Raw genomic sequence first — 11,642 nt, 5'->3', positions numbered from 1 at the left:
TTGATTTTGTATGAGTTTAATTCGTCTGATGTTGCATCTGGTGATACTTCCAAAGCTTACCGCGTCGTTCTAATAACTCTTTATATGTTCCCTGCTCTACAATTCGTCCCTGCTCTAGCACGACCACCTTATCAGCACGGACAATTGTAGAGAGTCGATGAGCGATCGCAATTACTGTTCGACCTACAGCAAGTTGTTCTATAGACTCCTGAATTAATCGCTCAGCTTCGGAGTCTAGCGCACTCGTCGCTTCATCCAAGATCAGAATTTCTGGGTTGCGCAGCAAGGCACGAGCAATTGCAATTCGCTGCCGTTGACCTCCAGATAGCCTAACTCCTCGATCTCCTAATTGTGTATCGAAACCTTCAGGCAGGTTTTGGATAAACTCTAGTGCATTAGCAAGTTGAGCCGCTTTTTGAATCGCAGCTTCATCAACATCTTCCATAGCGTAAGCAATATTGTTACGGACAGAAGTATTAAAAATGAATGTATCTTGACTGACCATAGCTATCTTACGCCGCAATGTATTGATGTCGAAATCTTGCAAATCGACTCCATCAATCAGAATCTTTCCTTTTGTAGGATCGTAAAAACGGGGAAGAAGATCTGCAATGGTGGACTTACCAGCACCAGAAGCACCAACTAATGCTGTCATTTGTCCTCGCTTCATTGTTAATGTGATATCTTTTAGCACTAGTTGATGAGGATTGTAGGCAAAATCTACAGCAACAAACTCAATGCATTGCTTTAATCCTAAAAACTGAACTGTCCCATTTTGTAAATAAGGTTTATCATCGGTTCTCAAGAGCTGCTTAATACTATTTAACGAGCCTTGAAAGCTATTAACGTGCGCCCAAGCTGCATTTATCTGTGCCACCACTGGTGCAGTTCGTAATAAAACAAATAAAAATGCTAGTAGTGAGGCTATTTCTAACCTATCACTTGCCACAAAAACTGCAACTGCTGCAATTAGCATAACTAGAAGAATAGTACTAGCTACAGCTTCAGTAATCGGTTGTACTAATGCTGCGGCAGCTGCGGATTTAGCCTGAGTACGCATCAATTCTGTAGTAGCTTTGTCAAACCGCTGAAACTCAAAATTATAAGCGGCAAACACTTGAACAGTACGGATGCCAGTAATATATTCCATGACCATTGACATGAAGTGATGAGTAGCCGTTACAGCCTCAAAACTAGCTTCTCTTACCCGTTTGACTAGTGTAGCCAAACCTGTTGCTAGTAGAACAAACATCAGAATCGAAATAACTGTCAGTTGCCAAGACAGCCAAAACATCGATAGCGTATACACTAATAAGGTAAAGCCTTTAGAAATTAAGGCAGAAGCCACACCAACAGCTAATCTAAGTTGGTTAGCTTCGCCGTAAATGTTATTAATTAACTCGCCTGCACGCTTTTTCAGAAAAAAACTCAAACTTAGCTTTTGGAACTGATCGAAAATCCGTTTCCGTATACAATTTGCTAGATGTAGTTCGGCAAGCGTAGTTGTGAAGTTACCTAGATATACAAAGCTGAAACGCAACCAAACAGTGAGAAAAATTAAGATAGCTACTCGATAAAGACGGCTGGAAGCTGAGGTGTTTATACCTAAAATCCAAACATCAAACCAATCAACACCTATTTTAATTGATGAAGTATCGGGAGTAGTAAACGTTTGTAGAAAAAGCGTTATAAAACCAATTGTAATTCCTTCAAAGACTGCTGCAAATAACGAAAAGATTATTGCTGATATAGCAATTTTACGAAAGTGCTTGAATTCTCGTAAGATAAAGGAGTTATTTCGCCATAAGCTCGTTCTCATCAAAATTGTAAAAATCGGAGTAGGTAATTTAAGATCCACTTGCTTTCTCGTTTAAGTTTCAAACTGTTTCTCTATCTACCTCAATCATTCCTTGAGCGAACTATACCAATTAGTTTATCTTGGTGGTTCTAAAGGTAGTACTAGACTTTTAAGTTCTAAGTTATGTCGAGCTATATAGCCTTTTTTTTTGAATTACAAACATCTCATTATCGTTGTCAACAACCAATCTTTTACGGCTCTCATACATAGATTTTTTCTTCATAAAAATACGATTAGATTTACAAATTCTTGAAAAGCACGAAACTTCAGCCATCAGTTATCAATAGTTTATTAAATTAAAATATTTGTAGAATAATATTAAACTATTTATGCTTGTATTTCATCCTTATCCAATTGCAATTTGATCGCGAATATTTTCATCAATAACTTTTGCAAAAAGTTCTATATAACGACGTGCTTGTATTTCTAAAGAAAACTCTTGTTCTGCTTTTATACGAGCAGATTGACGTAAAGTTTGGTAGCGATCGCTATCTTCTAGTATCCAAGAAATACCCCGAGCTAAACTTTCGACTTCCAATTTTTGAGCTAAGTAACCGTTTTTTTGGTGATCGATCAGATCGGGCATACCACCAATATTAAAAGCTACGCATGGAGTACCACAGGCAATTGCTTCCATTATAGTATTTGGTAAGTTGTCTTGAATTGATGGAGCCACAAAAACATCTGCTGCTGCATAAATTAATGCGAGTGAAAGGTCATCACTAAAACTTCCTAAGTAGTGAGACTTGAAACCCAATTCAACTGAATTTTCAGGTTGAGAAGAACCAAAAACAACTAGCTCTACTGTATCTTGCCATCCAGATTGACTCAGTTTTTGTAGAGCAGCTTGAAGTAGATGAAAACCCTTTCTAGGTTCGCTAGTCGATTCTACCGCACCAAAGAGAATAAGTTGCTTATCTTGTGGCAGGTTGAGTATTTCTCGTACTACGCCTCGCTCTACTGGTTTGTACTTTTGAGTATCTAAGCTATTAGGAATTACCTCTATTCGCAGATCTTTAAACAAAGAGCTTGATTTAGCACATTTAGCTAACCAAATACTGGGAGCAACAATGGTTAAGTCTAATTCTTTCCATGCTTTTGCTTTACGTTGCCATATCCAATGAGAGAGATCGTGCGGATTATTGCTGTGAAGTTGGAAGCAAGATCCACAAGAACTAGTATAGCGATCGCAGCCTTGACTATAATGACAACCTCCAGTAAACGCCCACATATCGTGGATAGTCCAGACTAAAGGTATCTTGAATTTAGCAAGGCTCTCAATACTTAAATAGCCTCCACAATTCCAATGAAGATTAATTACGTCAAGGCAGAGGTGCTTTAATTTTGATTCGAGCGCGTCTGGAAGCCACTGACAAGAAAAGATGTTGCAGTTACGCTTGGGGTAAAATTGCAATGGTAGCCCATCGAGATTCGGTCTCAATCTGTTAACCCACTTCCCAAACTTATTTGAAGGTTCGAGAACTGTTTTATCATTACTAGACTTATACTGCACCATCATTTTAGAGTTCAGTCCACCACTTTGCAAACCTAAATGTAAGCGATAAGCAGCGCGAGCAGCTCCACCATTGAGATCGAAAGTACTGAGAACTAGAGTGTTCATTAGATTTTATAAGTAAATATCTATTACATGCTGGTAGGTTGTGCTGATATGAGTTTTCTTAAATATCCGAACGCTTTGATTTGCTGACATGCATCAACTCATACTATTCGTCGATCGGCAATTACAACAAAAATCTAACTTATACAACACTCTCGAGATCGATACAACTAGGAGCTATTATTATCTAATTGGCAATAAGTCGCTTTATAGACATAAATAATGTAGCTCCTTGAATTATCATCTATTATCACTTATCTAGGTATAAGTCGAAAATTTTCTTTCAAAAAACTTAGCATGTCGTACACGCGCATAACTAGGGATACATTATCGAACTCTTCGCAAAATGACTCTTCAGTGAAATTGTTATAGAGGCAGTAATAACATTCATCGCCGTAAGCTACCGTCATTGTCCAAACATCGATAGTGAAGGTATAAACGACTGCACCTGCATCTTCATTATACTCGCTGTAGGCAAAATGGTTGTTCACCAGAAACTGTTTTAGAGCAGCTACTTGTAAGGGTTTCATCCCTAATGTACCTTCCTCGAAAATATAATTTTCTGTTCTACATCTTTAGGTTGCAACACCTTCTGGTTAAGACTAAATCCCTATCCCTTTTTAAGGAAGTTAGAGATTCTTCAAGATTTTGTTATTCTTAACCGGGATATATTGCTTTAGCTTGGGCAATTCGCTTTGCTAGATAATACTCAATTCGTTTGAAGGAGTAATAACATACCAAATAGCTCCTCAACCAATTCTCTGCCACTATCTTTTATTCCTTATTTTTCGTCCATAAGCTAAAATTCAGATGGGAAAGGGCGATTATCCCTGGCAGTGCATTCAGTTGCCTCTGGCTATCAGGAGCAAGCCTTATAGCATCATTTAAACCGTAAGCTGATGAACCTACAAAGCTCATGTCGCCTCGTACCACATTTAGTAGTTGTGGCAGCTTATTCAAGCTATATTTACGCATCCAACAACCTAGTCTTGTAACATGCAAATCATTACACTTATCTGGATCTTGCCGATCGTCTGTGGTTTGATGGTGTTGCGTTGTCAAATTTGGAGCCGTTGTACGGAATTTAATCATCTGAAACAGCTTGCCCCTTTCTCCAACACACCATTGATAGGAAAAAATTCGCCCTGGTGAGTCAAAATAAATGAGTAGGGAAAGCCCTAAAAAAACTGGGCTAAGAGTTACTAATAATACAATAGCAATAATGCGCTCGACTATTCGTTTTACCCACCAGTTAAACCGATATTGATGTTTGCGAAGTCCCTGTGCGGGAGGAATTCGTAAAAAAGTCACCTTTTCTGTTTGCTTGCAGACATCTGCCCAAAGTTGGATCGCGATCGCACCTAAAGCTGGATCTATGCGAACTAAACGCGCGGGACAATATTGCAGCCACTCAGTCAAAAACTGTCGATCCCGAGATGAAAGTAGACTACTACGATCTTGACTGGAAGCAAGCTTTACTAAAAGCTGTCCCTGCCGAAGTTTAACCTCATAGTTGGGACTTATACTCTCTATTTGCCCGTGCTTCAGAAGAGAGGGACTAGAATAGCTATCTAAAACTCTTACATCCAAGTTGAATTCAGAATTTTGCATAGTGAGGTATCGATAAAGGCTATGAAAACTATTGCCCAAAAGCGGTGTTGATTTATCATCTGTTGCGCTAATCTTTCCGCGATTACTACTTTGCTATCTTCAGACTTAGCAAAATGACTTTATTGTGAAGCTTTCGTCAATTCTGAGTAGCGATCGCTGCACAATTTAAATATATGTTGTTATCTATTTTCATTAGAGTGCGCTCGCTTGAACTCAGCACGTAGATTCTATTCTCTTTGTCCGGTATAGTGCACTCTAAGTGTCTTCTCTAACAGACTAGATGTCGAGCTTTCTTACAAGCTCCGAACCTCTTTTAAGTTTTCGATTTATCTACCTATTAACTTACAAAAAATAGTTTATCGTTGAATCACAACTGAATTTTTTATAAACTATTATTATTAAAATAAAACCGACAAAACTTTAATAATTTATATTCTATCAATTTACGACTAGCTTGGCAAGACTACTCTTCAACTACTATAATATCCCTGAACTTTTCCTTCTAGACAGTAGTAAATAGACTCTGCATAGTTAAAGCTAGTAGTATTTTTGTATGAAAAACTGTCTGTTAACTATAAATAATATTGCTACTTTGTAGTAATTTCAACAACCTTTATATTTTTCGATCGCTCTCAACAAGAGAACGATTGCTAATGCAGCGCACCTCCGAAACCATTATTTATATTGGGTAGACATTGAGAATAGCTAAATCATAGCGAGAACGCCAGCGTTTTCAAAAGTGGCTCAAAGATGAATTTAACTAGATTGTTTCTGCTTCAACTAAATTAATCTAGGTCAGCCAACAGCCTAAATGTGTAAAATTTACACATTTAGACTTGCTAATTTTGCTTTTACTCTCATAGCTACTTCCTCGCTATCTGACGTAGCTCGTTAGGTAAATCTCCACCGCGCTAGTTGAGGAAAGCAAAATTTATCTTTATTAACAGCAAGTTTTCCGTAACAGTTTTTGTTGCGTATTTGTAGGATGTGCTTTTTGTCTTTGTCACCTCATATTCAAAAGAGCCGTAATGGAGATTTTAGTAATTGATTATGATGAATATTCTCTACTATTAATTGACGATTTTCTTACCTTGAATAATTTTCAAGTTCTGACTGCAAATAATGCTCGAACAGGTTTACAAATAGCTAGAGAACAACAGCCAGACTTAATTATTTGCGAACTCAATCTACCGAGACTAAGTGGATACGAAGTTTTAAGAATATTGCGTAGCGAACCATCTACAGCTAGTATACCGTTTTGGTTTCTTTCATTTGAGGCAGACATGGCAACTCGTCGCCGTGCTTTACAACAAGGAGCTGACGGTTATTTTACTAAACCTATAAACTTAAACGAATTACTCTCGGCAATTCGAGATCGGTTTTGACTGCGATCGCCGAGTCGCCGAGACATTTTACGAAAAGCGATCGTATGCTGGTGAGAGTAGCTATGTATGGAGAGTCATCTTTCTAGAAAAGTGTCTTGTGGATCGCCTTGAATAGAAGAACCTGCAACCAACCCAACAGCACCATATTCATATGCCCCCACATCTGGCTTTCCATCAGGTATAGGCATGTTTATGCCTAACAAGGGAACCGCAGCGTCAATCGAAGGAGAATGACTGCGCAGGCGAAAGTCCCCTGTTCTCGGATTTACAAATTCCGAAGATACAACCCCTTCCCGATTATTCGAGATTGCAGCACCACCACTCTTGTCGTAATACGTCGTTCCTGGCAACTGTGCAATATTGTTCGATATCCGGCTATTCTTCGTGCCACCACCCTTACCGTTCCAGTTTCCGGCGAAAAAGACAGCCTTATCGTCATAACCCCAGAGGGTATTGTTATCTACAAAAACGTCCTTGATAGCGTGACCGTTATAGTGAATGAAAATTGCCCAATTAATTCGCCCACCAGTATTAGTAACATTGTGATGGATGTATGCACCATGCGTTCCATCATCTAGATAAATTGCCATACCTTTTCCATTGTCAACAAAAGAAGTGTTGACTAAGCCAATGTAATTGTATGCAATGACACCACCCTCAAGAGTTCTCTTATCTGTCGGGCGATCGCAGAAATTGCAAATATAAATTCCCGTTTGTCCGCTGTCAAGCAGTAGCCGCCCCGTGTCGGAGATGGAGTTATACAAGATCTGGGGACGACGTATGCTTCCGGCGTGAATCCCCGTACCAGAACTCTTTCGTACCGTATTTCTAAAGATCTTATTGTCATTGCCACTGACAACAATTGGAGCGCCCTGGCTGCTCCAAGCTAAGTCCTCGACAAAATTATTCTCAATGGTTGTGCGATCGCCTGATATTGAGATTCCCGCACCCCATCCGTGTCCGATATACGAATTCTTAACGGTATTATCGGAACCCGAGACAGAAATTCCTGGAAATGCCACATAGCTGTGACCGTTGTAATTTGCTTGAAAGGGAGAATGGTAGCGAAAGATCGAGCGATCGATCGTGCAGTTGACTGCATTCTCCATCCGCACGGAAGCACCTCGAAAGACGATGCCTTTGATTGTCACATTTTTGCGCTGACTCAGATCGAATCCCCACAGTCTTACTTGAGCTTCAACAAGCTTTGATGTCAGCATCTCTTTATTTGGTGGATAGATGTAAAGGGTTGAATTTCCCCAATACCATTCACCTGGCGCATCAAGTGCATTTAAGTGGTTGATGATAAAGCCTCTACCGCTGCCCTCAAATTCATGCCACGCAGGGTTAGAGATCGTCTCGGTAATTTCTGTTAGAGCAAGTTTGTTGCCACTAGAAGAAGCAATCTTACCTATGTTGGGGGCATAGAAGTTATCTCCATTAAGTCCGAAGAAGTAACCTCCATTCCAAAAGTCGCTAAATACGTTCATGCCGTTTAGAAACTGGACGTTTGCCCTTCCTCTACCATTATTATTGACTCGTGTAGCGCCCCATGTTCTCGAATCGAGGTAATCGTTACCTACATTAGGATATCGAGCAAGAGAAAGATAGTTGCCTTGAACAAATACGGCATAGACCTTTTTGGGCAGTGAAGTACGGAAGACATTATCTGAATGACGAAACCAATTGCTGACAAGATCTGTGCCTGTCACTACAACCCGCTCTCCAGGCGCAGCCACAAAGGTTTGTCCGTCTTTCGGTATGACTGTTTCTCTATACACGCCTTGCCTAATAATGCACGTATCATCTGTCCCCATCGATTCAGCAGCTTTCTGAAGTGTTTTCCAGGGTCTTGCCATCGAGCCATTTCCTAATAAATCATTGCCTGATTTTGCATCGACATAGAAAGTAGTGATAGAGGCACTTTTATATGTGGATAATGTCAATATCAGGGTAACAAGACCACAGAATATTACAAGCTTAAAAGCTGTTTTCGATCTCATATCACTCCAGTTTTTAATATTTTAAAATTTGCTCGATTTTATCGCTATCACTAAGCTACATTTTTAGAAAAACTAGTTTTACAGGTAGAATACTTTGTAAAATTTTTTACTTTTAAGCAGGTATTTTTATGAAAAATAAACAGAATCATTAATGGTAAACTCAAATCAATTAATATTAAAGTAAAATCAATTAGAACAAGTACAACAATATCCCAGAGATTGCTCCAGAAAACTTGACAATACTCTGGGATTATTTTCTAAGTGAATTAGTAGTTATAAAATTTTTCTAAAAATAAACTTTCAGGCGATTCTCATACGTCAAAATCTATCTCTAGAGATGCAGTTTTGCCCTGAATTTATGTTGAAAAGAAGTATTGGAACCTAGCTCTTTACCCTTTTTTCCAACAAAACTAAAGCTTCAGGAAAACCTGTAATTGTTTAGAACAAATTTGATTTGAAGGATGAGTCTATCTTTCTCGGTAGGAATATTTGCTCGGTGAAAACAAAACTGATCTTCAGCAAATCCCGACCCCGCTTCTCCACAAATATTGACAATTCTCTCACTACCGTAATAATTAATTAACTCTCGTTCAGATTTATCTCTATCTATGGACAACTGATATTGTAGCTTTTTCTTATTATGACTACCTTTCACATAAGCATGGGAACCGCTGTATAGATCTACATCTGTTAGATAAAACAGAAATTGTAAGCAGCGATAATCATCTAGATCGTAATGAAATAATCCTTGAGCAAATCGCAAGCGCTCATCTGTTTGTTCTACGGGAGTAGCAAAACTCCACCAGAGCATGATACTTTTAAGAATAGGTTCGCCAACTAAATATTTCGCAGCAATTTGCCGTAACTTAGGGTCATCTCCTAAGTTTTTAATGGTTGCACAAGAGAGGTAAGGCTTATGATGATAGCCAAATAAGAATGGCTTTCCATATTTAGCTTCTTGTTCTTCTTTATTGTTGAGAGTAAAAGGAAATTCAAACTCACCATTAGCAAAATAATAGGTGTGATTAGTAAAGTTTAAAATTTCATTTAATGCATGATTTGGCAAATGAATTCCTAAACTAGCCCCATCTCGTCTTAAATCTTCCACAACGGAGTCAACATCAAGTTCTGCAAAGAAGGAAGAGTCTGTAGTAGAAATAATAAATTCTGGTTTACTAGCTAATAAAATCACTAGCGAGCGAATAATATGTATACGCCCAAAAATAAACATGAGTAACCATTGAGGATTTTTGAATCCAAGGTCGGTATACTCACCTAGCCTTCGTTTAAACTTAAAATATAGCTTGTACCAGTAAGAATAAGAAATAGTTATGCTCATAGCGGATTCTAAATCTTTGCTACTTTTACTTAATTAAGAAAAATACAGTTGTCAATGAATATAGAAAACTTTCTTTTGAGATGCTACTGCAAATTACGAAAGCAAGCGATATAGAAAAAGTCAGAAAAGTTCAGTCCTTGTCGTTTCGATCGGTTTTAGTTAAGCTTTATTGAAAACTGCGATCGCCATGTTCGGAATTATTTCGTAATTTTGCTAAGCTTTCCAGCCAGTAATGCTGAAAGTCATTCTAAAAAGTTGTAGCTAGACCTAAATATTTATCTCTTTCCTTATTGTAGACTGCTGTTCTACTACCATTCGCAAGCTCAGCTTGTGCTTGAATCATCATTTGTACAACAGCATTATCGTTGAGTTTATAATGCGCTTGCCATCCCAGCTTTTTTCTGGCTTTAGCGGGATTACCTTTGCTTACAGCAATTTCTGTTGGTCTGAATAAACTTGTATCTATTACAACACGATCGCGCCAGTCTAAACCTACACAGGCAAAGACTGCTGCTACAAAATCTTCTAATTTGCAACTTTCTCCGGTTGCAATGACGTAATCATCTGGCTGCCCTTGTTGTAGCATTAGCCACATTGCTTTAACGTACTCTGGAGCCCATCCCCAGTCACGCTGAATAGAAATATCGCCTAAATAAAGCTTTTCCTTACTACCTTTAGCAATTCGGTTAGCTGCGGATACAATCTTTTGAGTGACGAATCTCTCCGGTCGCAAAGGAGATTCGTGGTTGAATAGAATACCAGAACAAGCAAACAAATCGTAGGCTTTGCGGTAGTTAGCAACTTGCCAAAAAGCGGATGCTTTAGCTACGGCATAAGGGCTTTTAGGACGGAATGGCATAGTTTCATCTGCTGCTTTGCCTTCAGTATCTCCAAAACACTCACTCGACGCAGCATTATAAAACTTAATGGGGCGATCGATAAAGCGTAGGGCTTCTAGTACATTTAAAGTACCAAGTGAGATGCTTTCAAAGGTTTCAACTGGTTGATCGAAAGAGAGGCTGACTGAACTTTGTCCTGATAAATTGTATACTTCATCTGGCTGAAATTTATTCAAAATTTGTAAAACACTACGAAAGTCGTTAAGGGCAACGGACTCTAATTTTAATTGTTCGCGGATTCCCAGTCGTAGTAAATTTTGAAAAGAAGAAATTTGTGCGTCTCGTGAGGTTCCACAAACAGCATAACCCTTATCGATTAACAACTGAGCTAGATATGACCCATCTTGACCTGATACTCCAAAAATTAATGCTTTCTTCATAAGATAATTCACTGTTTTCCTCTGGAGAACTCAATCGCAAACTTTATTTCAAAAAAATAATTTTATGAGTAGCCGCGGGAGTTAAACAATTAACAACGAGCGCAAATTTTTATGCCTTAACGTCCAAAGATTTATAAAAACCTGTTTTATAAGGTCGTTTTGGACAAGTTTTTACATTTTAATTGATTCCTATCAGCTTTAAAATCCTCTAACATGTTCTTCTATAAGTTTGCATTAATCAATACGGATAAGTTCAGGTATTTCATAGCTAAATAAATCGAGTCAAGACAATCGGGATAGAAAAAGCAAAAAATACGTTTTTTGATGCAATTCGAGGATAGTTATATAACTAGCGATCGCATTAACTTTTCTATAACTTTTAAACATGAGATTTCATAGTCATGCTAAACGCTACAGCGTCCTTATATCTTAGTATCTACAATAGCTCCAGAAGTGTTGAATGTTAAGAAATCGCCATAAAAAAGCAGCCCAAAATGTGATAACTTTTGAGCTGAATAGAAATAATAAATGTTAACGATTGATGATACC

At 38.4% G+C, this 11,642-nt stretch carries 8 protein-coding genes; 1 reads left to right on the top strand and 7 read right to left on the bottom strand.

What is annotated here, in order from left to right:
- Nucleotides 1-16: 16 nt before the first annotated feature.
- The 4 genes from hepA to hepC all read right to left on the bottom strand — a co-directional run bounded on the left by hepA (nt 17) and on the right by hepC (nt 5,087).
- Nucleotides 17-1,858, bottom strand: coding sequence for a heterocyst formation ABC transporter subunit HepA (hepA, locus tag H6G17_RS12855; RefSeq protein WP_192157671.1), 1,842 nt, complete (start codon nt 1,856-1,858; stop codon nt 17-19).
- Nucleotides 1,859-2,204: 346 nt separating this feature from the next.
- Nucleotides 2,205-3,479, bottom strand: a complete 1,275-nt coding sequence (locus H6G17_RS12850; RefSeq protein WP_192157669.1) for a glycosyltransferase family 4 protein — start codon at nt 3,477-3,479, stop codon at nt 2,205-2,207.
- Nucleotides 3,480-3,730: 251 nt separating this feature from the next.
- The gene (locus tag H6G17_RS12845) at nt 3,731-4,006 is read right to left on the bottom strand and encodes a hypothetical protein (RefSeq protein ID WP_192157667.1); all 276 of its coding nucleotides are present in this window, start codon (nt 4,004-4,006) and stop codon (nt 3,731-3,733) included.
- Between the two features lie 244 nt (nt 4,007-4,250).
- A complete protein-coding gene (gene hepC, locus H6G17_RS12840; protein WP_192157665.1) occupies nt 4,251-5,087 on the bottom strand; it encodes a heterocyst development glycosyltransferase HepC in 837 nt (278 codons plus the stop codon).
- Nucleotides 5,088-6,115: 1,028 nt separating this feature from the next.
- On the opposite strand from hepC, the gene H6G17_RS12835 reads away from it, so the two are divergent.
- The gene (locus tag H6G17_RS12835) at nt 6,116-6,472 is read left to right on the top strand and encodes a response regulator (protein ID WP_192157663.1); all 357 of its coding nucleotides are present in this window, start codon (nt 6,116-6,118) and stop codon (nt 6,470-6,472) included.
- 74 nt (nt 6,473-6,546) lie between these two features.
- On the opposite strand, the gene H6G17_RS12830 is transcribed toward H6G17_RS12835, so the two are convergent.
- From H6G17_RS12830 to H6G17_RS12820, 3 genes are all read right to left on the bottom strand, one after another.
- Entirely contained in the window at nt 6,547-8,331 is a 1,785-nt protein-coding gene (locus H6G17_RS12830) for a right-handed parallel beta-helix repeat-containing protein (RefSeq protein ID WP_192157661.1), read from the bottom strand.
- Between the two features lie 562 nt (nt 8,332-8,893).
- A complete protein-coding gene (locus H6G17_RS12825) occupies nt 8,894-9,814 on the bottom strand; it encodes a phytanoyl-CoA dioxygenase family protein (protein ID WP_192157659.1) in 921 nt (306 codons plus the stop codon).
- Nucleotides 9,815-10,061: 247 nt separating this feature from the next.
- A complete protein-coding gene (locus tag H6G17_RS12820; RefSeq protein WP_192157657.1) occupies nt 10,062-11,093 on the bottom strand; it encodes a GDP-mannose 4,6-dehydratase in 1,032 nt (343 codons plus the stop codon).
- Between the last annotated feature and the right edge of the window lie 549 nt (nt 11,094-11,642).

This window comes from Chroococcidiopsis sp. [FACHB-1243] (genome assembly GCF_014696895.1).
GTDB lineage: Bacteria > Cyanobacteriota > Cyanobacteriia > Cyanobacteriales > Chroococcidiopsidaceae > Chroococcidiopsis.
Note: the sequence above shows the minus strand (reverse complement) of the source record. Positions and strands in the feature narration are given on the sequence as shown.

Bases quoted from the DNA above. Each gene is read 5' to 3' on its own strand.
- H6G17_RS12825 (WP_192157659.1), bottom strand. From the start codon at position 9,814: ATGAGCATAACTATTTCTTATTCTTACTGGTACAAGCTATATTTTAAG.
- H6G17_RS12835 (WP_192157663.1), top strand. From the start codon at position 6,116: ATGGAGATTTTAGTAATTGATTATGATGAATATTCTCTACTATTAATT.
- H6G17_RS12820 (WP_192157657.1), bottom strand. From the start codon at position 11,093: ATGAAGAAAGCATTAATTTTTGGAGTATCAGGTCAAGATGGGTCATAT.
- hepC (WP_192157665.1), bottom strand. From the start codon at position 5,087: ATGCAAAATTCTGAATTCAACTTGGATGTAAGAGTTTTAGATAGCTAT.
- H6G17_RS12830 (WP_192157661.1), bottom strand. From the start codon at position 8,331: ATGGCAAGACCCTGGAAAACACTTCAGAAAGCTGCTGAATCGATGGGG.
- H6G17_RS12850 (WP_192157669.1), bottom strand. From the start codon at position 3,479: ATGAACACTCTAGTTCTCAGTACTTTCGATCTCAATGGTGGAGCTGCT.
- H6G17_RS12845 (WP_192157667.1), bottom strand. From the start codon at position 4,006: ATGAAACCCTTACAAGTAGCTGCTCTAAAACAGTTTCTGGTGAACAAC.